Genomic DNA, 21,744 nt, shown 5'->3' with positions numbered 1-21,744 from the left:
GATCTGTATCACTAAAATACCGGTGTGTCAGCAAGCGGGATTGTTGTTTTACAGAGGGGATTTTACAGTGTCGGCAGACAATGAATTTCATACTATTGGAGAAACAAACAATGAATAAGTATTCCCTGGTGGGAGATGTAGGTGGTACCAACGCCCGCCTGGCGCTTTGTTCTCTGGACAGCGGTAAAATCTCGCATGCCAGGACATTCTCCGGTCTGGAATTTGACAGTCTGGAAGCCGTAATCAGTCACTATCTGGCGGAAGAAAAACAACAGATTGAGGATGCCTGTATCGCCATCGCCTGCCCGATAACGGGAGACTGGGTGGCAATGACCAACCATACCTGGGCATTTTCTATTGAAGAAATGAAAAAAAATCTGGGCTTGAAGCACCTTGAGGTCATCAACGACTTTACCGCTGTTTCAATGGCTATCCCGATGCTGGGCGCCGATGACGTATTGCAATTTGGTGGCCAGGCTGCGCAGGAAGGCAAACCGGTGGCGGTTTACGGTGCGGGAACGGGGCTGGGCGTGGCGCATTTGATCCATGTGGATAAACGCTGGCTGAGCTTGCCCGGTGAAGGGGGGCACGTCGATTTCGCACCTAACAGTGAGGAAGAAGACAGTATCCTTGAGGTGCTGCGCGACGAATTGGGCCACGTCTCAGCCGAGCGTATTCTCTCGGGGCCGGGATTGGTCAATCTTTATCGCGCTATCGTCAAATCTGACCATCGCCTGCCAGAAAATCTGGCGCCAAAAGATGTTACCGAGCGCGCCCTGGCTGATACCTGTATTGATTCGCGTCGCGCGCTGTCGCTGTTTTGCGTGATTATGGGGCGCTTTGGTGGAAATCTGGCGTTAACAATGGGCACATTTGGCGGTGTCTATATTGCAGGTGGAATTGTTCCCCGTTTCCTCGACTTCTTCCGTGCCTCGGGTTTCCGGGGTGCCTTTGAGGATAAAGGTCGTTTTAAAGATTATCTGCAAGATATTCCGGTTTTTCTCATCACGCACGATCAACCGGGTCTCTTGGGGGCTGGGGCGCATCTGCGCCAGTCGCTGGGCATGACTCTCTAAGCGCGGAGTGTCGCCAATAAAAAAGCAGGGTGGAAGAGATACCCTGCTTTTTTTTGTCCCGTCTGTTTACCGATCAGGCATGGCTGCTGACGGTCGCACCCTGATGATGACTCTCTTCCTGCACCACCGTTTCTGCTTTAGGCGGTTTGATCAGCAGTGAGATCAACAGGGAGATCACCGACAGAACCCCAATCACCAGGAATGTGGTGTGGAATCCGCCGAAGCGCGCCGCGATGAACGATCCTGCCAAAGCCCCCAAGCCAAAACCTTGATACACCACACCGTAGTTTTTGCTGTGGTTACGCAAGCCGAAGAAATCGCCGACAATGGCGGGGAACACGGTGATATTGCCGCCGAAACAGAAAGCGATCGCGCCGACGCAAATAAAGAACAGCGCGTGGGTCAGCGGGATAAAGCTCAGTGTTGAGATCGCGAGTAGGGTGACCAGCAGGGTGAACGTGATAACACGCATCCGGCCCACTTTGTCAGACAGGCCGCCAAGGATAATGCGTCCTGCGGTGTTGAAGATGGCAATAGCGGAAACGGTGTTCGCTGCCGTTGCCGCATCCATACCCGCCAGTTGCACGCCGATATCCTTCACAATACCAATCAGATACAGGCCGCTCATACAGGCAGTAAAGAAGATAAAAAACAGCAGATAGGATTCTTTGGTTGCCAACATTTCCGGGACGCTGAAATCACGTGACTGACCTGCGTTGATCCGTGTATTGACAAGTGGCGCGGTAATTTTTTTCTCTTTCAGTAACAGCGAACCGGCAGCGACCAGCGCCATGACGATCAGGCCCCAGTAAAAGAACGCCTGCGAGACGCCCATTTCAGTAATCAAATCGGCATTGACGTATTTGAACAGCAGGCTGCCTGTCCCGAACGCCCCAACGGAAATACCGGAAATCAGCCCCTTGCGTTCCGGGAACCATTTGATCAGGTTGGAGAGCGTAGTGATGTAGGCGGTACCGTCAGCAAAACCAACCACGACGCCCGCTAACAGGTAGAACATGCCGAGGGATTGGGCATAGGAACTGGCAATCAGGCCGCATCCCAGTACCACGCCCGAAATCAGCGTCAGTTTGCGGATACCCAGGCGCTCCTGCAAGCGTCCGGCGAACAGGGTCGCAACCGCCAGTGAAAAACTGGTGATAGAAAACGTGGTGGCGACAGCCCCAAGTGACCAGTCAAATTTATCGACCAGCGGTTGATTGAACAGGCTCCAGGTATAAATAGTCCCGAGACCCATCTGAACAATGATCGTGCCAACTACGATTAACCAACGATTTACCGGTTTACTGCTCATACCCGGTCTCCTTACACCACGCAACAAGGCTCGATGAGCCAAAAATTACGAGCTGATGTTTCGCGTGTTGATACGGCACGAGAGGCTATCAGCCCGCCCACTGCAGCCAGTATACGGGCGGGAAAACAGCATGGGATCGAATCGGGAATGAGATGCCATCAGGGTGGAATGAAATACATCTAGAAGCGCATAAGCTGCCGGAACTCTTTCACCTTGCTGCAGCTGACGGGCACTTCAAACGCCAAATCACTCAATCGCAGAATATAGGTGTTGTTAAACCACGGCACAATTTCGCGGATTTTAGAGAGATTCACACAGTAGGAGCGGTGGCAGCGAAAGAAGTGTTCCTCAGGCAGTCGGCTGAAGAACTCGGTGATATTCATTGGCATGATGAACTCTTCGCGCCGGGTATACACCAGCGTCACTTTTTCTTGCGCTGCGGCATAATAGATATCATTGATGTCGGTAACAATAATCCGCTCATCCTTGATCAAATTGATACTGTGCGCACTGCGATGGCCGCTGGTGGATTGCTGCGGCAGGGTGGCCTGCTGGCGGTCGCGGGCGAAATGCGCTTCGAGTTTTTGCAGCATCGTTACGATGCGTGACTCGTGGTAAGGCTTGAGGATGTAATCAAACGCCTCTATTTCAAAGGCTTCAGCGGCATGCTCTTTATAGGCGGTAATGAAAATTATGTAGGGCTTATGCGCAAACTTGCTGATGTTCTGCGCCAGCAAAACGCCATCCAGCGAAGGAATGCTGATATCGAGAAAAATGGCATCCACTTGATGGGTTTGCAAATACTTCAGGACATCCAATCCATCCTCGAACGTGCCCTCAATATTGATGCCGCTGTGCGTCTTGATAAGATAACTCAGCTCCTCCTGAGCCAAAAATTCGTCCTCAACAATGATCGCTTTCATGGATACTCCCCAAATCGATCGGCAAAAAACTAACGTCATAATACGGCCAGAAGCCAGAGGCGGGATGCCGCCACTCAAGCATGCACGTTGCCGCCATCTTTGTTGATAGCGATAGTAAATGAAATCTCGGTGCCGGGCTCCAGCCGCCGGATATGCAATCCTTCACCATACAGCAGAGATACGCGGCGGTGCACATTCAGTAAACCAATTTTATTGCCCGGCATTTCATTGTTTGCCAGACGATCGATGATCTCCTGATTGATACCATTACCGGTGTCTTTCACTGAAATACGGATGCGATCGCCGCTGTGCTTAACGGCGATCACCACCACGCCTTTTCCGCGACAGGGCTGAATGCCGTGCACGATGGCATTCTCCACCAACGGCTGAATCAGCAGACTGGGAATCGACACTGCGATATCTTCGTCAATATCATAAATTACCGTGAGTTTGCTGCCGAATCTCGCCTGTTCAATGGCGATGTAATCTTGCACCTGATGCAACTCTTTACGCAGATCGATCTGTTCATCGTTCAGTTCAAGGTTGTAACGCAGGTAGCGGGACAAATTAATGATCAACTGCCGCGCGGTGTCTGGATTGATGCGGATAGAGGAGGAGATGGCGTTCAGCGCATTGAACAGGAAATGCGGATTGATCTTGCTTTGCAGGGCGCGCATCTCGGCTTTGTTGGCCATCTCACGCAACTGCTCTGTCCGCGACACTTCCATCTGCGTGGAGATAATCTGTGATAATCCAACAGCCATAACTTTCAACGAGTAGGTGATTTTGTCTGCATGGCAATAGTAGATTTTCAGCGATCCAGTGACTTCACCTTTCTCTCTCAGCGGAATAATGATCAGTGAGTGAATCTGCGGGGTACGGTGCATTTCATCATTATTCCTGATGGTGATCTTTCCGCGTCTCAGGGTCTCCCTGGTCATCTCACTGATGATTTCATGACCAATATTATACTGCTCTGCACCCACTCCGACATACGCCAGAATGTTTTTGGTGTCGGTAATGGCAACGGCATCCGCGTTGATATCCTCACGGATAATGGCACAGATGGTGGTCAGGGATTCGCTGGTAATGTTGCGGAAATAGGGCATGGTTTTATTGGCGATATCCAGAGCCAGCTTGGCCTGACGCGCCGCAATCACCTCTTTCTCATCCTCAACGCTCTGTACCAGCAGTACAATCAAACCAATACAGACCGCGCCGAGAATCAACGGAATGGCGATTTTCGACACGATATCTATACCGAGCGACGTAGGTTTCGCCCACAGGATCACCAGCAGCATCGTCAGCGTTTCACAGAGCATGCCTGCCGCGATCCCAACGCTCCAGCGATGTTCCTTTTTTACCTTCAGATGAATATAACCCGCCATGCAACCGGCAATAATGCTGGTTATCAGGCAGGGGACGGAAGTGATGCCGTGGATATCGATCAGGTAGCGGTGACCGCCCGCGATCACCCCGGTGATGATCCCGACCCAGGGGCCAAACAGAATGCCCCCGCTCATCACGGCAATAACCCGCACGTTGACCAGCGATCCTTCAACGTTTATCCCGGAATAGGTACCAAAAATCGCAAACGAGGAAAAAATGGCGGTGACGGCAGCTAATTCCAGCGGCGTATGGCTCTCTTTCTGTAGCAATTGACGGAAAAGTTGGGTGCGGGTCAGGAAGAACAGGCAGATCAACATCAGGGCTGCGCGATCAAATACCGCCAGCAACATTTCAAAAATTTGGTGCACGACAGGCTCTCTGTGCGGCTTGCAAGCTGGTCACTATAAATAAAAGACGCCGCCAGTGCTACTGACGGCGTTGAGACGCGGGTGGACAGGGTGCGCAAAAGGATTCTATCCGGCAAGTCCCAACTGCTGTTTACCGGTCGTCGTCAGGGTGTCGACGGTGGCGCGGCGGCAATGTACGTCACGTTACTGTCGAATTCGCCTTCATGCTCATTTTCCACCGAGTGAATCACGTCGCAATGCCAAAAAACGGTATCGCCGGGTTCCAAATCCGGAATTAGGGAAATCCCACTAACTAATAGGGGATACCATTTTTTGGAAACTGACGCGCCTCAACCTGCGGCAGCGATCAGTAAATACCTTAGAATTGTGGCTTACTGGCGGCCAGCGTGCCAAAGTAGTTATCTTCAGGGGCGTTTTTCAGTCGTTCAACAACGTTGATGTTAATGATTATGCCTGTTTATAGAGGAAGGGAAAGGGATGGCTTTCGAATGAAATTTCCTCTTTTATTTTTCGCATTCGTCTCTCAAAAAAGGACAAAAATGACCACGTTGATCACGGAACGTTTAACCATGCAGCAACTTACAGCGGAAGATTGGCCGCTGTTTCTGCGGCTGTATCAGGATCCCCTCGTCACTGAATTTATGACAGACAAGGCCAGCGAAGAGGAGATCTACCAGTTATTCACCAGCCGTTTGCCGACATGGAACAAACACGCCAGCCACTGGTTGTGTCTGGTAATTCGCGAGAAAAGTACTGGCGCGGCTGTCGGTTTGACCGGACTGCTGGCGGGTTGGTCGCCTTTTCAACAGGCAGAGGTCGGTTTTCTCCTGTTGCCAGAGTTTCAGCGGCGTGGGTACGGTGGGGAATCGCTCCATGCCGTATGTGATTTTGCCCTGGGGGAGTGCGGCTTCCATCGCCTGAATGCCGCGGTAACCGAAGGTAACGTGGCCTCCAGGCGAACATTGGAAAAATGCGGATTTCAGCTTGAGGGAACGCTGCGGGAAAGTTATCAGTTGGGAGGCATCTGGCGAAATGATTGGGTTTTTGGCCGTTTGGCGGGAGAATAATATTTTTACTCTAGTGCTCGACAGTTTTCAGCGGCTGCGATATGTTCATTATTCGGCCGCGTCGCGGCCAGCGTCGCTCGGATGGTCCGGGCGCTAACGTTCTCCCGAGGAATCTATGACTGATAACAGTCCTAAACGCCGTTTTTCGCGTATCGATCGTCTTCCCCCTTATGTTTTCAACATCACATCTGAACTGAAAATGGCCGCCCGCCGTCGGGGGGAGGACATTATTGATTTCAGTATGGGCAACCCAGATGGGCCTACGCCGCCACATATCGTCGAAAAGCTCTGCACGGTTGCGCAGCGGGAAGACACCCATGGCTACTCAACCTCCCGTGGTATTCCGCGATTGCGCCGGGCGATTTCACGTTGGTATGCCGATCGCTATCAAGTCGATATTGATCCAGAAAGTGAAGCCATCGTCACCATCGGCTCCAAAGAGGGGCTGGCGCATTTGATGCTGGCGACGCTGGATCACGGTGATACGGTGTTGGTGCCCAATCCAAGTTATCCGATTCACATCTATGGTGCGGTCATTGCCGGTGCCCAGGTGCGTTCGGTGCCGTTAACGGAAGGGGTGGACTTCTTCGGTGAGCTTGAAAGGGCGATCCGTGAAACCATTCCACGACCAAAAATGATGATCCTTGGCTTCCCTTCAAACCCAACTGCACAATGCGTCGAGTTGGATTTCTTTGAACGGGTTGTCGCGTTGGCCAAACAGTATGATGTGCTGGTGATCCACGATTTGGCCTATGCCGATATTGTCTATGATGGCTGGAAAGCCCCCTCAATCATGCAGGTGCCGGGGGCGAAAGACATTGCGGTTGAATTCTTCACCCTGTCGAAAAGTTATAATATGGCAGGCTGGCGAATTGGCTTCATGGTGGGTAATTCTGAGCTGGTCAGCGCGCTGTCACGCATCAAGAGTTACCACGACTATGGGACATTTACGCCTTTGCAGGTGGCGGCAATCGCCGCACTGGAAGGCGATCAGCAATGCGTGAAAGATATTGCTGAACAGTATCACCAGCGTCGCAACGTACTGGTCCGTGGTCTGCATGAGGCCGGCTGGATGGTTGCCAATCCAAAAGCCGCGATGTATGTTTGGGCGAAAATTCCTGAACCCTATGCCCATCTCGGTTCGCTGGAATTTGCCAAGCATTTGCTGGCAGAAGCGAAGGTTTGTGTCTCTCCAGGTATTGGTTTTGGTGACTATGGCGACACCCATGTACGGTTTGCGTTGATAGAAAATCAGGATCGTATCCGTCAGGCAGTACGTGGCATCAAGGCGATGTTCCGTGCCGATGGCTTAATCAAGCCCGTCAAGACCGCGACAGAAAGCCGCACGAGTGACGACGCGCTCTAATTACAAACGGCACCGGGTACCTCCCGGTGCTGAATTCCCTTCTTTTGTTTCCTATCCGCTATAGTTAACGCTATAAGAAAATTTTATTACGTTTCTTTTGAACATACTGATTTCAGGGCAACTTACGGAACGAAAACCATGAGAAATCGCTATTCGTTGATTCAGATTTCACTGCATTGGGCAACGCTGGTCATGATCATTCTGACCTATTCTGCGATGCTGTCGCGGGGGATGTTTTCGGAAGATGATGAGTCATTTATCAACCTTTTTCACTTCAACTTCGGCATTACCGTGTGGCTTCTGATGTTTATTCGGCTAGGACTACGGCACTACTATGGCACTCCCCCGATCGAACCGCCGTTGGCCGAGTGGCAGTCGATAGCCAGCAAAGGGCTGCATTGGATGCTGTACCTGCTGTTTCTCTCGTTACCGATATTGGGTTTTCTGACACTGCAATTTGGCGGGAAAGACTGGGTACTGTATGGCTTTACGGTACCACAGTGGGTAACCCCTGATCCGTCGTGGCGTAAATTGCTCAAGCAAACCCATGAGACTTTGGCGAATACGGGGTACTTCCTTATCGGCTTCCATACGCTTGCGGCGCTTTACCATCATTACATTCGTCGCGACGATACGTTACGAAGAATGTTACCTGGAAAATAGCCATTGAAAAGGGGCGCCAGATTGCGCCCCTTGAACATTCTTACCCACAATGCGTGTTGTTATTCTACCATCATGAAAAAGGTACCGACCCAAACCAGCATCATGAAGGAAACACCCATAACCAAATACTTCACTCAAGCCACTCCTCAATGGAGCTTTCCCGCCAGCAACGATCCGAATTGTTGTTCCGGGAATAGATGTTGGATGACAAAAGCAGTTTGCCAAAATGACCTCATCGCGAGGAGCACCCCGAGAATAACTGCCGCATCCGGTAATATCGTGCCAGCCCGATTGTTTTTGTATACCCGTCATACTTCATGTGAATTATTTAAGGTATAGATGCCAGTCACGACAGGATCTGGCGCTACTCTACTCGCATCCGGGGTGAGTGATCAATAGTGTGATTTCATCCACGGTTTGTACAAAATTTGACCACCAATAAATTACCCTAATACGAGCGTAAATAGTATTGACCAAAACACCATGCAGAAACACAAAACCAGAATCCAGGTAACGCGTCGGCTAGATAACATGATGACCCCTATCGCAAGCAAGCTATGCTTTGATCATCGGCAAAGAGTGGATAAAAGTGAGTTCATACGTTATGCAGCTTTTATCTAAAAAACTCACTTTGATTTGAAATACCATCAAAAAAGAGACATCGCCATAATTTTGATAAATATGAAAAAAATGGTGGAATATTCACTTTTTGCCGTCTTATTGCAAATTAGGACATAACTGAAATTCTTTAAGAATTATCTGACGATATTTTTCTAATTAATCAGATCGTTTAAGGTATATTTAGTCGAATTGTCTTATACAACTTACATCATTTAACGATGCTTGGGACTGCCGCCCAGACTACACTTATAAAGCGTATATTCATGATTCTAAAAACAAGAATGTGAGAAAAATGAAATATCTCATTGATGAAATTATTGTTTTTGACACTAAAAACAGCATGTTAAGTTTAAAAGGCTACCCAGAAGAAATCATACCACTGCAGAACACGACGCGCAGGTTGCTAATGTTACTGATTATTAATCATGGCAACCCCGTCACCCGAGCACAACTGTTCCAAGAAGTGTGGGACGATCACGGTCTGATTTCCAATAACAACAATTTAAATCAATGTGTAAGCAAATTAAGAAGAAATATTCAACATTTAGGTATCGACCGCGCAGCCATTTTGACCGTTCCCAAGGTTGGCTTTGCGCTGGCTGAGTCGATTTCTATCGCGGTCATTGAAGAGAGTGAAGAGACATTTCCCGATAGTGTAGAAATAGCCGCGTCAGAGAAATCTGCCGATAACTCAGTCAGTACAGTGGAATATACCTTGTCGGCGGATAAAGCGGCTGTGGAACAACTACAACACGTCGGCTCCAGTACCAAGAGTTTTTCTACTAGATATCACTTTTTTTGGTTACTGGCGGTGGTGTCATTCGCTTTGGCATTCTGTGTAATGTGGGTTTATTTGAATAAGAATACTGAGCCGGTTTTCTTTGCTGACATTGGTGGATGCCATGTTCACGTTACCGAGTCATATGACGAAGATATCGCAAAAAATATTAAAAAGGCCTTCATAAATTTCAAAAGTACTCACAATATTGAATGTGGGAAAAATAATTATGTCATTTTTTATAAAAAAACCTTAAGTGAAGTAAATCTCGCCGGCGTAGATCGAACCTTTATGGGAATATGCAATATCAATAAGGACAAAGATCTTAAGGACTGCAAAAATTATTATCTGAGCGTAAGAAAATGATTATGAATAAAGCGAAAAAAATTGGGATTTTTTTATTCATGCTCTTTTGCCTGTTGGTTTCGCTCACGGCAGTGATTGTTATTAGGCAGCAGCCATGGGACGGTACGTTAGACCCAGGGTACAGCGATCGTTGCATGGCGAATATTTCACTTGAGCGACGCCAGGGTGATTTTCGCTATCAATTGTATGTCACCCTTTTCTACAGCTTTGGTGAAAATGGGCAGGGAGTAACCAATATTAGCGGTCAGGTCAGAGAAGTTGATGCCGATAATAACATCCTGATACAGCGTACTATCTATCGGGATATTTACTTTAACTATGTTATACGTGATAAAAAAAGTGGTAACTTTTCGTTGCAAGCGACCAACGTTGAACGTTCTGGACTGGACGATGTGGGTGCTGAACTGGATAGGAAAGTGTTGAACAACTCCCTCTACCACGAAGGTTCAACTGACACGTTTATCATTACCAGGTTGAAGAATAATGCGTTACTTTTCTCCACGCTCTATTCACCGCTTTTCATTTGTACTTTCGCAAAAATAAACTAGCAAAGATGCTCCGATTTTCTTAACAATTTCTTATTCTGCCAAGAACACGATAACAGTTCTCTCTGTGGCCAAAATCTTGTTGAGATCAAGAAATCTTTTTCTTTCTGTGGATTAAAAAAAAGATTTTTCGTCAAATTGACTGGGTAGCAACCATTTCCAATGACACTTTTTTTGCGATTTAAAACATCTTCATTATGAGTGCATAACAATTGATTAACCTTCCCTGAATGCAGGGCTTGCCTGCGTTCGGTTAATCTTTGGCGCGTAAAAATTATGGGATTAAGAAACTGGTTTTTTTCACTTAAAATACTTTTATAAAACATTAACTTCAGGCGTTAATCCCGAATTTTCGCTGTTAATCGGATTAATGTACCGTGGATAGGAATTTTCTGGGATACTTATTTACATAAAGGGGTGCGCTACTGTGCACCTCTTTCAGCTTGGATGAACCGGTTGTTTTTGAAATTTACCACCGACGGTAAACGTTATAAAAAAGCACGATTACCGGATTCGTGCAGGGAAAAAATAGTAATCAAAGCAATGAGTATTTTTGTATCCGCGTGGGTGATTTTTAAATGAAGGTAATTTATGTCGATTGGCAACACTTTTAATTCCATGATCTTGTTTGAGTTAAACTAAAAGGGCAGTTATAGGCAAGGGATATTGTATGATTAAAAAAATTATTTTGATCGAAGCATGTCAGTATAGTCGTATCTGTCTCAGAACGTTATTAACCCAAGGAGACTTCGACGCTAAAATTATGTCCGAATACAGTCATTTCCCCTCAATACACCAGCTAAGATATCCTTCATTTGATATGGCGGTGGTAGGCATTGATGATTATAATTTTTCGTTTAGGGAGTTATCCGACTTCTTCCAGCATTTCGATGCCATATTGCCGAAGTCGCGGAGATTGGTTTTACTCTCTTCGCAACGTACCGCTTTTATGTTGTCATTGCTGACGGATTGTCAGTTCGAATGGGTTTCTCGTGGTTTGCCATTGCAGAGACTCACAGATATATTTACGCAACTTAATGATGATGAGAATAAAAGGATTTATTTTTATCGTAATAAAAATAAAAAACTGACTTCCTGCGAGAGAGCTGTGCTTACTCACTTGCTTGATGGTGCTTCAGTGTCGTGGTTGGCAGAAAAATTTTGCTGTAGTCAGAAAACAATCAGTAGTCACAAAAATAATGGCCTAGCCAAGATGGGATTTGATAATTTGAATCAAATGTTTCTTCTGCTTCGTGCTGTCGATCTCCCAGAAAATGTCTCTGGTGCCGGCAAGATTCGCGATGCAAATCAATATTCGGACGTTCAAATGGGTCTTGTCAGTAAAACGACAGAAGAGATCTTGAACTAAGAATAGGTGTACCAGCCAGAATTATTTATTGTTTATAAATAAAGTAGTACCCACAACTTGGGCAGATTAACGTCTGCCTTTTTTGTATTTTGGAAGCCTGTTGCTCAGATTTAAAGGCGCATTTTGGGCAGGCAATTTTCGTTGAACTGGGGCTGAAACGCCTAATAGCATCAAAGATAGACATAATGTTCACCGCATTGGTGTATAGGACTGTATTTTACCACGTCGGGGGTGTGATAGCTTGTTATGGTTACTTTATTCACTATTTCCCAACCGCGTTCACAGTTTGAATAAATAACCGCGGCAAGGTGCATTCATTTTTATGTCAGGGAAGGTGGGGTGATTGGCAGTTTCGCGCCAATGCCTCTTGCTCTGCCGCCCCAGCCCGGTTCCGCGCTGGGATTCGGCGACCCAAAGAAAATTGATGCTTCGTATTTTTCAAAATCCTGTAACAAAATCCCCTATTTTTTAGAAAAAAATGAACCAGAAGCATGAAAACATTTCATGCCTTCAGATTGATTGAATGAAGCTGCTATTTTTATATAACCCTATGCGAGGGGGAAGTACACGCATAGCGGCAAGCGTTTTGATAAATAACATGTTAAATGGAGATATCAATCACGGTGAATGTCAGCGAGTGATCATTTAATAAGCTCTCTTAATGTAAGGTCATACAAGGAATGTGACATGACCCGAGAGAAATGCCCTCCCTATTACCGATATTGGGGCAAAGCGCGTGAGGCGGAAGATCATCCGACTATCCTCTGCCATTTATTGCCTTTTCACGCTCTGGATGTTGCCGCCGTGGCGGCTGTGTGGTGGGATTCATCAGCGCATCTGCGGCAAAGTTTTATGCATGATGTTGATATCCCAGCTGAACAGTATCGTGCCTGGGTGCTGTTTTTTATCGCGCTGCATGATTTGGGTAAAATTGATCTGCGTTTTCAGCTAAAAGCGGCAGAGGTCTGGCGGCGTTTAAATCCTATCTTTTTTGCTGCAAAGCTCCCTTCTCGAACGCAAAGTAAGCAATATTATCATGGTGTAGCCGGTGTCTTTTGGTATGGCTACGATCGCACTCCGGTCGATAACGCTCCTTTTGACCAATTCGCTGAACCAAAAAGCGATGATGGCCCAAAGCTGGAGTTGGACTGGATGGCGGCGGTGGGAGGGCATCACGGGCATGTGGTAGCTTATAATAATATGACAGCCCACATGAGTGATTTCCTCCTGAAAGGGCAGGCTGCGCAGCAAGATGCCATTGCGCGTCAGGCACTTGTCGATGATTTGGCCGCGTTATTTCTTTCTCCCGTCGGGTTAACAGCGGATGACGTTCCCCCTCCGGTCAGCCTGATGTTGGCCGGATTCTGTTGTATTTGCGACTGGTTGGGTTCTCAGGAATCATTCCCGTTTTGCGATGACAATAGCCTGACGCTGAATGACTATTTTCAGCAGCGGGTACACGGCGAAGCGCAACAGGCTTGTTCTCCTCTGCTGGAGAGACCGTATCAATACCAGGGCGTGGGCGTGTTATTACCGGACGGAAAGATCCCGCGCCAATTGCAGACGTTGGTCGATAGGTTACCCGTAAAATCCGGTCTCACGGTGGTGGAAGCGCCTACCGGATCAGGAAAAACCGAAATGGCGTTGGCGCTGGCATGGCGTCTTTTATCTCAGGGTGAAGCGGACAGTATTATTTTTGCGTTACCGACCCAGGCGTCTGCCAATGCGATGTTTGCCCGGGTTGAAAAATTGGCGAGTCAGCTATTTTCTGCACCCAATCTTGTATTGGCACATGGTAACGCCAGCTTTAATAAATTGTTTACCGAGATAAAACAACGACCTCAACGGCAGTTACAGGGTGATGAAGAGGCCACGGTACAATGCGCCGAATGGTTCCATTCGCGTAAACGCGCACTGTTGGGGCAGATCGGGATCTGTACCGTCGATCAGGTTTTGGTCTCGGTGTTACCAGTTAAGCACCGTTTTGTTCGGCAGTTCGGCATTGGTCGCAGCGTATTAATCATTGATGAAGTCCACGCCTACAGCACCTACATGTACGGACTACTCAGTGCGGTATTGTCCGCGCAAAAAGCGGCAGGTGGGTCGGCGATTTTATTATCTGCGACGTTGCCAGAATACCAACGTCAAGCGTTGGCACATGCCTGGCAGAGTACGCTCCTCCCCTGTCGCGATTATCCTCTAGTGAGTTGGACTGACAGCCATGACAACTTGGCATTCACCTTGCCTGAACACGATATGCCGCCAGACATTACCCTTCACGCAGAAGTTCTGCCGATGGCCGATATGCTGCCCAATGACGAGTTAATCGAACGTTTACTAGCCGCAGCACAGCAGGGCGCACAGGTGGCAGTGATATGTAATCTGGTGGATGTCGCTCAGGGGCTATATGAGAGGTTAAAGGAACGGTTAAATGAACAAAATGAGATTGAAATTCAACTGTTTCATGCGCGTTTCACCTTTAACGATCGGCAGGTAAAAGAGCAGGCCGCCATTGGCACTTTTGGGTCGGAGGGCGATCGGAGTAAAGGCCGTATTCTGGTCTCCAGTCAGGTAATTGAACAAAGTATTGATGTGGATTTTGATTGGATTATCACTCAGCTATGCCCTGTTGATCTGCTGTTCCAGCGTTTAGGGCGTTTGCATCGCCATCAGCGTCAATATCGTCCGGCGGCATTTTCTACACCGCATTTCACTGTGTTGGTTCCAGACCGCAGCGACTTTGGTGTTCACGGGCTGATCTACAGCAACAGTCTGGTGATGTGGCGCACCTGGCAGCGTTTGGCAGCCTTGGACGGTGAGCCGATTCGTTTTCCTGCCGCCTACCGTGACTGGATTGAACCGATTTACCAACAGGATCCTACTGGCGATGAACCAGATTGGATCCTGCAAGCCTATGAGAAATTTAATGAAGAGCAGTATGTGAAAACGAGTCTGGCGCACTTTATTCTCAGAAAAGCAGAGGAGGAGGCGATACCGGATGAAGATGAAAATCTGCGTGCGGTGACCCGCGACGGCGAGATGAGTCTGTCGATAGTGCCGTTTGTGCCACTGGCGAACGGTCAGCGCCAATTGCTGAACGGGGTGAATTACGATGAGAGCCCGGACTATCTGAAAATGGAAATCCGCATCACTAACACCGTGAACGCGCCCGATTCATGGAAAAAATATCTGAACGCCCCCTATGACGATGACGGCTGTATCTGGCTGGCCGGGGTTTTGTGTGATGGGCAATTCACTGGTTCAACCGTTACATATAACGCACAAACCGGTTTGAAACGGGTGCAGAAGCAGTAGCTTCTGCACCCAACCCCAAACGTTGGGGAACTGAACTTCCGACGGTAATAATTTAATTACGCTCGGTTTATCCCCGCAGGCGCGGGGAAGGTGAATATTATAGCCTTTAGATGGGAGTCTGTTAATGAATGACGAGCTATCCTAACATCAAAAGATGGCTGGTGTTAAATTAATTACGCTCTTGCAGTATTTATCGAGAGGGAATAAACTGCCTGAAAATCAACCAGGGAGGTACGATGAATAATTACATTCTCAAGGCGCTGCTAAAACAGACCCCGATAGGGTTAGCGATGATTGCCGTGATCTTGGCACTATTGCTAGTATTTTACATACTATCAACACGTTAGGAGCAAAATATGGACTTACTCCACTCGGCCTGGATTCCGGTGACGGAATTGGGGCGAAAAGTGTCGCAGCGCATCTCGCTGCGACAGCTTTTGTGCGAAGACAAGCGCTATCTGTTCTGCTTGCCGCGTGATGACATGGAAATGGCAGCGATGCAACTTATCCTGTGTCTGGTGCAGGTGATGTGTATTCCGGAAAATTTCAGCGTTTGGCGGCAGCGAGGTCGTGAACCGCTGAGTGAAGAAGAATATCAGCGCTTGTCCGCGCCATTTGCCGGGATGTTCGACCTGCAACATCCCGACCACCCCTTTATGCAGACGAAAGGGGTTAAGGCGTCTGAAATTACCGATATGGATAAGTTATTGACCGGTCTTAGCGGTTCAACCAACTGTGCGTTTGTGAATGAACCGGGACAGGCTGAAGCACTGTGCCCGGGATGTACGGCGATTGTCTTATTCAATCAGGCGAACAACGCGCCGGGTTTTGGTGGTGGATTCAAAAGTGGTTTGCGCGGGGGCGCACCGGTAACCACGTTGTTATACGCCGAGCATATTCGGACAACCCTCTGGTTCAATATTCTTACCGAAGAGACCTTAAATGCGGAATACGCTGTAGACTGGAAAAATAGTTTAAATCAGCCTCCGGTATGGATCGAGCCGATAAAGAGTGGGGAGAGTATTCCCGCCGAAAAAATCGGTTTGCTGCGAGGTCTATTCTGGCAACCCGCGCATATTGAATTATTGCCGCCACTGGGTGAAGGTCTCTGTACGCTATGTGGTCAGCCTCACGCACAGCGTTTTAGTGGTTTTTATAAAGAGAAGTTTAATTTCACCGTTGAAGGAATGTGGCTGCATCCACATTCACCGCGTTTGTTTGCCATCAAAAAGGGAGTTGTCGAGCAGAAATTTTTGGCGTTTACCACCGCCGCACCCTCATGGACGCAACTTTCACGGGTTATTGTTAAGCAACAGGTAGCACAAAAAATAGAGGGACAATCGCCAGCGATTGTCGTCAACCAGGCCATTAAACTGTTTACCGATAATTCAAAGTGGATGCTGATGCTGGGGGGGTATCGAAATAATCAGGCATCAATTATTGAACGTCGACACGACGTATTTAATCTTAGCCCGGAAATACTGCGCAATCCTCTATGGGTAGATTATATTGTTAAAATTGGACGCGAATATAAAAAAGCCTTGCGTAGCGCGCTTTACCAGTTTTATATCGGTTTAAAAAGCAAAGATATCAAGATGAAGGGGACGGGCGTGCCATTACATGAAGTGATGGAGCCACTCTTTTATAGCCATTCTGAATCCGCCATTCTTGATGCGTTATCTGGATATTTGGTACAAGACGAAGACCACTTGGAAGACTTATTGCGCAAGCAGTTAGACTTGCTATGCCGAGAATTATTTAACCGGGCGACAGATCCCTACCTGCATCATCCGGCAATCACCGTGATCGCCGCATTAACGCGTAGAAAATTAGGACAAGATCTTAACCATCTTCAACCGCAAAAAGGAATTGTAGATGAAGCAATCCATTGATGCATCCGGTTTACTCAAAGCCTGGAATGCCTTACCGCCGGGGCCGAAGGCAGAGTTACGCCGCACCGCAGAACCTGACGATTTGTTATCAATACCGGCATTCTACCGATTGGTTCAGCCAGCGGGTTGGCATGAGGATTTGAACCAATTCGAACGGCAAAGTCTATTACGGTTAGTGTTTGTAGTAAGTACGGATGCCATCACCAACACAGAGACTGATATTTCATTGGGCAAAGCCCTGGCGAGTAATAAAGAGCGGCGGATATCTGAAATGCGCCTATACCAGATTATCCGCTCTGACTGGCCTAATGACATGGTGCAGTTGCGTCGGGTGATCAAACAGGTTGGGCCAACATTGCGCTGGTCACGTTTGGTCAGGCAACTGACGTACTGGAATACGCAAAGCAAACGTCGTTTACTGGAAGATTTCGTTTTAGGACTTCATAAAGAGAAGAAGGATTAAGAAAATGGAAAAAAACTTTATTAACTTTCACGTATTAATTTCCCACAGCCCTTCTTGTCTGAACCGTGACGACATGAATATGCAGAAAGATACCGTATTCGGCGGTAAGCGCAGGGTGCGTATTTCCAGTCAAAGTCTGAAACGTTCACTACGTAAAAGTGCCTATTATCAGCAGCATTTAGGTGAAAGCAGTATTCGTACCCGGCAATTGGGTCAATTAAAAGAACATTTTATTGCTGAATTGAGTGAAACATTTTCAGCCGAATTAATCGAAAAGGCGATACAGCTTATTTCCGGTAAGGAATTGCCTAAAGGCGATGATAAATGGCTAGGGGATGCTGTAGCCCCTTGGGTATTAAGTGAGTTTTCCTGGTTTTGTCAGAAAATATCAGAAACAGAAGAAACAGACATTAAAAAACTGGGTAAAGCATTTAAAGAACATATCATCGCCATGAACCAGACCCTGAATAATGGTGTCGATGTGGCGCTCAGTGGGCGCATGGCGACATCTGGATTAATGAGTGAAGTAGGCAAAGTAGATGGCGCGATGGCCGTCGCACACGCTATTACCACCCACAGCGTGGACTCCGACATCGACTGGTTTACCGCCGTGGACGATCTTCAGGAATTGGGTTCTGGACACCTGGATACCCAAGAGTTTTCATCCGGGGTTTTTTATCGCTACGCCAGCCTTAATATTGCGCAACTGCAACAGAATTTAGGGGGTGTGGATCGCGCGACTGCTCTGGATATTGCCGCGCATCTGGCGCATATGTTAGCGACGGAGGTTCCCAGCGCGAAACAGAACAGTTTTGCGGCCTTTAACCCCGCAGATGTGGTGATGATCAGTTTCTCCGATCTTCCAATTTCATTGGCCAATGCTTTCGAGCGACCGGTAAAAGCCGACGATCAGGGATTCCTCATTCCGTCGGTAAAATCGTTGCAAAATTACTGGCAACGTATCCATCAAGGTTATGGATTGGATGAACGCTGCGCCGGTTTTACCGCGACTGAACTCACCTTCCCACCAGAGTTGTTCTCCTTGCCGACAATGCCAGCGTTGGAATCATGGATCAGGGCAGATGGAAGGGAATAATCATGCGCGATTATCTGATGTTACGCCTTCAGGGACCGATGCAGGCTTGGGGAACACCGACTTTTGAAGGCGCACGCCCCTGCGCTCTGTTTCCGACCCGCAGTGGTTTACTAGGATTATTGGCCGCCTGCCAAGGCATTGGTCGCAGCGATCGCGCCGCGTTATTGCTGCTTGCGGAAAGCGTCAGGTTCGCGGTGCGTTGTGACGATAATGAGAGCCTGAAAGCAGAAAAAATCACTGATTTTCATACTATTAAGGATGCGAGAGTAGACTACCAGAGCCTGAAATCCCATGAAACCATCATCACCCGACGAGAGTATCTGTGTGATGCATGTTTTACCGTCGCTGTCTGGAGTCCGGATGATGATTCGCAGACGCTGAACACCCTGCAACAGGCGGTGAAATTTCCGCGCTATACACCTTATCTCGGGCGGCGCAGTTGCCCAATCACTTCGCCATTATTCCTGGATCGGATCAGCGCCGGTGATCCGCTGCAAGCCTATGGTTTAGTTGATGATATTAAAGGAAAGGTTTACAGCGAGGATGAGTTGCCGGGTTATGATCGGATACATAACCTTCGTGACGAACCCATTCCACATCTTCCGCGCCAGTTTTCTGCACATCGCTGGTATGAAAAATCTCTGGGAGGACAAGATGTATCTTAGCCGAATCTATCTCCCGTGGAAGTTCGCTGCAAATAGTTACCAGTGGCATCAGGTTCTTTGGCAACTTTTCCCGCAGCGTTCAACAGAAAGCCGGGATTACCTATTTCGCACTGAGAAAGCGGTAGTCGGGCAAGGTATGACTGTCTTGTTGCAGTCTCACTCTCAACCAAAATCCTGTGAGTCTGCCAATGTATTAGCCAGTAAGACATTTCAGCCGATCTTGCGGTCGGGGATCGCTTTGCGGTTTTGCCTGCGTGCTAACCCGATAAAAAGCATTCGCGATGAAGATGGCCGCAAGAATCGCCAGGGGGAGGTTAAATCCTGCCGGGTGCCGCTGATTGATGAGTTGGAGCAACGTCAATGGCTTGAAAGGAAGCTGGCAAATAGCGCGGCGTTAAGTTCGCTTGAGATTACGCCGGACAACGTGCTGCATTTTCGCAAGTCTGGCCATGCTGGCAAAATTCAGTCAGTGGTATTTAGCGGTGCGTTGATTGTTGAGAATCACGACGCATTACTGGCTTTGCTGGAAAATGGCATCGGTCCCGCCAAGGCATTTGGCTGTGGTTTGCTCTCGCTGGCTAACAGGTAAATCAGAGATGAGTTATGTACCGTTGAGCCCGATTCCGCTGAAAGATCGCACCTCGATGATCTTTTTGCAGTACGGGCAGATTGACGTGATAGATGGTGCTTTTGTGCTGGTGGATAAAACCGGGATACGGACTCACATTCCGGTTGGATCTATCGCGTGTATCATGCTTGAACCGGGTACTCGCGTTTCTCATGCTGCCGTGCGCTTAGCCGCTACGGTCGGTACGTTGTTGGTATGGGTAGGGGAGGCGGGCGTCAGGATGTATGCAGCCGGTCAACCGGGCGGTGCGCGATCTGACAAGCTTCTCTATCAGGCAAAGCTGGCACTGGACGAAGATTTGCGGTTGAAAGTTGTGCGCAAAATGTTCGAATTGCGCTTTGGCGAGCCAGCTCCAACCCGCCGCTCGGTTGAGCAATTGCGCGGAATTGAGGGTTCACGCGTTCGGCAGTTATATAGCACCATGGCGAAACAATACGGTATCAAATGGAACGGACGCCGTTACGATCCAAAAGATTGGGATGCCGGAGACGTGATTAATCAGTGTATCAGCGCGGCGACGTCCTGTTTATATGGCATCACTGAGGCTGCGGTTCTGGCCGCAGGCTATGCGCCTGCCATTGGGTTTGTGCATACCGGTAAACCGCTCTCTTTTATTTACGATATTGCCGACATTATTAAATTTGATCATGTCGTTCCTAAGGCTTTTGCCATTGCGGCCAAAAGACCACTTGCTCCCGATCGTGAAGTTCGTATTGCTTGTCGAGAGTTATTCCGCACTCAAAAAACGCTGGCGCGCCTTATTCCGCTGATAGAAGAAGTACTGGCGGCAGGGGAGATAGAACCCCCGCTTCCACCAGAAGACGCTCAGCCACCGGCTATTCCTGAACCTGTTTCGTTAGCGGATGCCGGACACCGGAGTCAAGGCTGATGAGTTTGTTGATGGTGGTGACCGAAAATGTTCCTCCACGTTTACGAGGTCGCCTGGCGGTGTGGCTGCTTGAGATTCGGGCGGGTGTTTATGTTGGCGATATGTCCCGCCGAGTTCGAGAGATGATTTGGCATCAGGTAACGGAATTAGCCGAAGAAGGGAATGTCGTCATGGTATGGGCGACGAATACTGAGTCAGGATTCGAATTTCAAACCTGGGGAGAAAATCGCCGCATGCCGGTGGATCTCGATGGATTGCGATTAGTGTCATTTCACCCCATTGAAGATCAATGAGTTAAGGTTCTTTAACATCGCTGGAAATTTGGTGGAATTTTTGTATAGGATAAATTTTATTTAAATCAATGGTATACTTTTAGAGTGTTCCCCGCGCCAGCGGGGATAAACCGTCTACCTCCGTATTATTTTAATTTACCAGGGAGTGTTCCCCGCGCCAGCGGGGATAAACCGTCTGGTACAATAAGGCGCCGACAAATAGAGGTGTGTTCCCCGCGCCAGCGGGGATAAACCGCGTCGATGGTGGGCAATTATGATGTAAGGCAAGTGTTCCCCGCGCCAGCGGGGATAAACCGCGAATACGAAACCCCGCTTTTACTTGCTAACCGTGTTCCCCGCGCCAGCGGGGATAAACCGCCACCACCGAAATCGCCTTCATCCATGAATGAGTGTTCCCCGCGCCAGCGGGGATAAACCGGGCATACGCTACGCTGCCAGCCTGGGACTCAAGTGTTCCCCGCGCCAGCGGGGATAAACCGGAGGTTGCGCAGGATAATCCCTATGCCTCCGAGTGTTCCCCGCGCCAGCGGGGATAAACCGATCATTGGCTAGCACAATGCTTAATAGTGTAGGTGTTCCCCGCGCCAGCGGGGATAAACCGATGATATGAAAGATTATCTTCCCGGCGCTAAGGGTGTTCCCCGCGCCAGCGGGGATAAA

At 48.4% G+C, this 21,744-nt stretch carries 22 protein-coding genes, 1 pseudogene and 1 CRISPR repeat array (1 of these 24 running past the window's edge); of the genes and pseudogenes, 17 read left to right on the top strand and 6 right to left on the bottom strand.

Annotation, left to right across the window (positions count from 1 at the left end):
• The first annotated feature begins 110 nt into the window (after positions 1 to 110).
• Positions 111 to 1,076, top strand: coding sequence for a glucokinase (gene glk, locus DRI82_RS09120; RefSeq protein ID WP_114193194.1), 966 nt, complete (start codon positions 111 to 113; stop codon positions 1,074 to 1,076).
• Positions 1,077 to 1,149: 73 nt separating this feature from the next.
• On the opposite strand, the gene DRI82_RS09115 is transcribed toward glk, so the two are convergent.
• The 3 genes from DRI82_RS09115 to DRI82_RS09105 form a co-directional block, all read right to left on the bottom strand.
• A complete protein-coding gene (locus DRI82_RS09115; protein WP_114193193.1) occupies positions 1,150 to 2,388 on the bottom strand; it encodes an L-lactate MFS transporter in 1,239 nt (412 codons plus the stop codon).
• Between the two features lie 179 nt (positions 2,389 to 2,567).
• Complete coding sequence (locus tag DRI82_RS09110; protein ID WP_114193192.1) at positions 2,568 to 3,311, bottom strand: LytR/AlgR family response regulator transcription factor; 744 nt, start codon at positions 3,309 to 3,311, stop codon at positions 2,568 to 2,570.
• Positions 3,312 to 3,385: 74 nt separating this feature from the next.
• Positions 3,386 to 5,068 (bottom strand): sensor histidine kinase, encoded by a 1,683-nt coding sequence (locus tag DRI82_RS09105; RefSeq protein ID WP_114193191.1) that lies wholly within the window; start codon positions 5,066 to 5,068, stop codon positions 3,386 to 3,388.
• A gap of 90 nt (positions 5,069 to 5,158) precedes the next feature.
• On the opposite strand from DRI82_RS09105, the gene DRI82_RS24505 reads away from it, so the two are divergent.
• On the top strand, positions 5,159 to 5,293 hold the full coding sequence (locus DRI82_RS24505; RefSeq protein WP_281269768.1) for a hypothetical protein: 135 nt from the start codon (positions 5,159 to 5,161) through the stop codon (positions 5,291 to 5,293).
• On the opposite strand, the pseudogene DRI82_RS09100 reads toward DRI82_RS24505, so the two are convergent.
• Positions 5,227 to 5,391, bottom strand: a pseudogene (locus DRI82_RS09100) (YbiU family protein); the annotation flags it as partial. The gene DRI82_RS24505 and the pseudogene DRI82_RS09100 sit on opposite strands and share 67 nt — an antisense overlap.
• Positions 5,392 to 5,607: 216 nt before the next feature.
• Between DRI82_RS09100 and DRI82_RS09095 the strand changes: the two are divergent.
• The 3 genes from DRI82_RS09095 (at position 5,608) to DRI82_RS09085 (ending at position 8,164) form a co-directional block, all read left to right on the top strand.
• Complete coding sequence (locus DRI82_RS09095) at positions 5,608 to 6,135, top strand: GNAT family N-acetyltransferase (RefSeq protein ID WP_114193190.1); 528 nt, start codon at positions 5,608 to 5,610, stop codon at positions 6,133 to 6,135.
• A gap of 115 nt (positions 6,136 to 6,250) precedes the next feature.
• Entirely contained in the window at positions 6,251 to 7,501 is a 1,251-nt protein-coding gene (gene alaC, locus DRI82_RS09090) for an alanine transaminase (RefSeq protein ID WP_114193189.1), read from the top strand.
• A 138-nt stretch (positions 7,502 to 7,639) separates the two neighbouring features.
• Positions 7,640 to 8,164: a cytochrome b gene (locus tag DRI82_RS09085; RefSeq protein ID WP_114193188.1), complete on the top strand. Its 525-nt coding sequence runs from the start codon at positions 7,640 to 7,642 to the stop codon at positions 8,162 to 8,164.
• Positions 8,165 to 8,223: 59 nt separating this feature from the next.
• Here the strand turns inward: DRI82_RS09085 and ypdK are convergent, their stop codons facing one another.
• Positions 8,224 to 8,298 (bottom strand): membrane protein YpdK, encoded by a 75-nt coding sequence (gene ypdK / locus DRI82_RS24725; protein ID WP_114193391.1) that lies wholly within the window; start codon positions 8,296 to 8,298, stop codon positions 8,224 to 8,226.
• A 779-nt stretch (positions 8,299 to 9,077) separates the two neighbouring features.
• Here ypdK and DRI82_RS09075 point away from each other — a divergent pair.
• The 3 genes from DRI82_RS09075 to DRI82_RS09065 all read left to right on the top strand — a co-directional run bounded on the left by DRI82_RS09075 (position 9,078) and on the right by DRI82_RS09065 (position 11,843).
• Positions 9,078 to 9,929: a winged helix-turn-helix domain-containing protein gene (locus tag DRI82_RS09075; RefSeq protein ID WP_114193187.1), complete on the top strand. Its 852-nt coding sequence runs from the start codon at positions 9,078 to 9,080 to the stop codon at positions 9,927 to 9,929.
• A 2-nt stretch (positions 9,930 to 9,931) separates the two neighbouring features.
• Entirely contained in the window at positions 9,932 to 10,477 is a 546-nt protein-coding gene (locus DRI82_RS09070; RefSeq protein ID WP_157968036.1) for a FidL-like protein, read from the top strand.
• A 667-nt stretch (positions 10,478 to 11,144) separates the two neighbouring features.
• Positions 11,145 to 11,843: a LuxR C-terminal-related transcriptional regulator gene (locus DRI82_RS09065; RefSeq protein ID WP_114193185.1), complete on the top strand. Its 699-nt coding sequence runs from the start codon at positions 11,145 to 11,147 to the stop codon at positions 11,841 to 11,843.
• A 25-nt stretch (positions 11,844 to 11,868) separates the two neighbouring features.
• Here DRI82_RS09065 and DRI82_RS24285 read toward each other — a convergent pair whose 3' ends face one another.
• The gene (locus DRI82_RS24285; RefSeq protein WP_245956798.1) at positions 11,869 to 12,027 is read right to left on the bottom strand and encodes a YnfU family zinc-binding protein; all 159 of its coding nucleotides are present in this window, start codon (positions 12,025 to 12,027) and stop codon (positions 11,869 to 11,871) included.
• A gap of 155 nt (positions 12,028 to 12,182) precedes the next feature.
• Here DRI82_RS24285 and DRI82_RS23810 point away from each other — a divergent pair, with 155 nt between their 5' ends.
• From DRI82_RS23810 to cas2e, 9 genes are all read left to right on the top strand, one after another.
• The gene (locus DRI82_RS23810) at positions 12,183 to 12,338 is read left to right on the top strand and encodes a hypothetical protein (RefSeq protein WP_157968035.1); all 156 of its coding nucleotides are present in this window, start codon (positions 12,183 to 12,185) and stop codon (positions 12,336 to 12,338) included.
• A 192-nt stretch (positions 12,339 to 12,530) separates the two neighbouring features.
• Positions 12,531 to 15,158, top strand: a complete 2,628-nt coding sequence (cas3, locus tag DRI82_RS09060) for a CRISPR-associated helicase/endonuclease Cas3 (protein WP_114193184.1) — start codon at positions 12,531 to 12,533, stop codon at positions 15,156 to 15,158.
• Between the two features lie 356 nt (positions 15,159 to 15,514).
• Complete coding sequence (casA, locus tag DRI82_RS09055; RefSeq protein WP_114193183.1) at positions 15,515 to 17,050, top strand: type I-E CRISPR-associated protein Cse1/CasA; 1,536 nt, start codon at positions 15,515 to 15,517, stop codon at positions 17,048 to 17,050.
• A complete protein-coding gene (casB, locus tag DRI82_RS09050) occupies positions 17,034 to 17,513 on the top strand; it encodes a type I-E CRISPR-associated protein Cse2/CasB (protein WP_114193182.1) in 480 nt (159 codons plus the stop codon). The genes casA and casB overlap by 17 nt, the downstream gene beginning before the upstream one ends.
• Positions 17,514 to 17,517: 4 nt before the next feature.
• Positions 17,518 to 18,609: a type I-E CRISPR-associated protein Cas7/Cse4/CasC gene (cas7e, locus tag DRI82_RS09045; RefSeq protein ID WP_114193181.1), complete on the top strand. Its 1,092-nt coding sequence runs from the start codon at positions 17,518 to 17,520 to the stop codon at positions 18,607 to 18,609.
• 2 nt (positions 18,610 to 18,611) lie between these two features.
• Positions 18,612 to 19,274, top strand: coding sequence for a type I-E CRISPR-associated protein Cas5/CasD (gene cas5e, locus DRI82_RS09040; protein ID WP_114193180.1), 663 nt, complete (start codon positions 18,612 to 18,614; stop codon positions 19,272 to 19,274).
• On the top strand, positions 19,264 to 19,863 hold the full coding sequence (cas6e, locus tag DRI82_RS09035; protein ID WP_114193179.1) for a type I-E CRISPR-associated protein Cas6/Cse3/CasE: 600 nt from the start codon (positions 19,264 to 19,266) through the stop codon (positions 19,861 to 19,863). The genes cas5e and cas6e overlap by 11 nt, the downstream gene beginning before the upstream one ends.
• Positions 19,864 to 19,870: 7 nt before the next feature.
• The gene (gene cas1e, locus DRI82_RS09030) at positions 19,871 to 20,791 is read left to right on the top strand and encodes a type I-E CRISPR-associated endonuclease Cas1e (RefSeq protein WP_114193178.1); all 921 of its coding nucleotides are present in this window, start codon (positions 19,871 to 19,873) and stop codon (positions 20,789 to 20,791) included.
• Positions 20,791 to 21,084 (top strand): type I-E CRISPR-associated endoribonuclease Cas2e, encoded by a 294-nt coding sequence (gene cas2e / locus DRI82_RS09025; protein ID WP_114193177.1) that lies wholly within the window; start codon positions 20,791 to 20,793, stop codon positions 21,082 to 21,084. The genes cas1e and cas2e overlap by 1 nt, the downstream gene beginning before the upstream one ends.
• Before the next feature lie 84 nt (positions 21,085 to 21,168).
• Positions 21,169 to 21,744: a CRISPR direct-repeat array (repeat unit 29 nt; unit sequence GTGTTCCCCGCGCCAGCGGGGATAAACCG) (it continues 3,601 nt past the right edge of the window).

The organism is Edaphovirga cremea, from assembly GCF_003332275.1.
Lineage (GTDB): Bacteria > Pseudomonadota > Gammaproteobacteria > Enterobacterales > Enterobacteriaceae > Edaphovirga > Edaphovirga cremea.
The sequence above is the reverse complement of the archived record's forward strand: the minus strand, read 5'-3'. Positions and strand labels throughout refer to the sequence as shown.

Excerpts from the sequence above, each read along its gene's own strand:
- cas3 (WP_114193184.1), top strand. The coding sequence starts at position 12,531 with ATGACCCGAGAGAAATGCCCTCCCTATTACCGATATTGGGGCAAAGCG.
- cas7e (WP_114193181.1), top strand. The coding sequence starts at position 17,518 with ATGGAAAAAAACTTTATTAACTTTCACGTATTAATTTCCCACAGCCCT.
- DRI82_RS24285 (WP_245956798.1), bottom strand. The coding sequence starts at position 12,027 with ATGTCTATCTTTGATGCTATTAGGCGTTTCAGCCCCAGTTCAACGAAA.
- DRI82_RS09065 (WP_114193185.1), top strand. The coding sequence starts at position 11,145 with ATGATTAAAAAAATTATTTTGATCGAAGCATGTCAGTATAGTCGTATC.
- DRI82_RS09075 (WP_114193187.1), top strand. The coding sequence starts at position 9,078 with ATGAAATATCTCATTGATGAAATTATTGTTTTTGACACTAAAAACAGC.
- cas6e (WP_114193179.1), top strand. The coding sequence starts at position 19,264 with ATGTATCTTAGCCGAATCTATCTCCCGTGGAAGTTCGCTGCAAATAGT.
- casA (WP_114193183.1), top strand. The coding sequence starts at position 15,515 with ATGGACTTACTCCACTCGGCCTGGATTCCGGTGACGGAATTGGGGCGA.
- DRI82_RS09110 (WP_114193192.1), bottom strand. The coding sequence starts at position 3,311 with ATGAAAGCGATCATTGTTGAGGACGAATTTTTGGCTCAGGAGGAGCTG.
- cas1e (WP_114193178.1), top strand. The coding sequence starts at position 19,871 with ATGAGTTATGTACCGTTGAGCCCGATTCCGCTGAAAGATCGCACCTCG.
- casB (WP_114193182.1), top strand. The coding sequence starts at position 17,034 with ATGAAGCAATCCATTGATGCATCCGGTTTACTCAAAGCCTGGAATGCC.
- DRI82_RS09115 (WP_114193193.1), bottom strand. The coding sequence starts at position 2,388 with ATGAGCAGTAAACCGGTAAATCGTTGGTTAATCGTAGTTGGCACGATC.
- DRI82_RS09095 (WP_114193190.1), top strand. The coding sequence starts at position 5,608 with ATGACCACGTTGATCACGGAACGTTTAACCATGCAGCAACTTACAGCG.
- cas5e (WP_114193180.1), top strand. The coding sequence starts at position 18,612 with ATGCGCGATTATCTGATGTTACGCCTTCAGGGACCGATGCAGGCTTGG.
- DRI82_RS09085 (WP_114193188.1), top strand. The coding sequence starts at position 7,640 with ATGAGAAATCGCTATTCGTTGATTCAGATTTCACTGCATTGGGCAACG.
- DRI82_RS09070 (WP_157968036.1), top strand. The coding sequence starts at position 9,932 with ATGAATAAAGCGAAAAAAATTGGGATTTTTTTATTCATGCTCTTTTGC.
- alaC (WP_114193189.1), top strand. The coding sequence starts at position 6,251 with ATGACTGATAACAGTCCTAAACGCCGTTTTTCGCGTATCGATCGTCTT.
- glk (WP_114193194.1), top strand. The coding sequence starts at position 111 with ATGAATAAGTATTCCCTGGTGGGAGATGTAGGTGGTACCAACGCCCGC.
- cas2e (WP_114193177.1), top strand. The coding sequence starts at position 20,791 with ATGAGTTTGTTGATGGTGGTGACCGAAAATGTTCCTCCACGTTTACGA.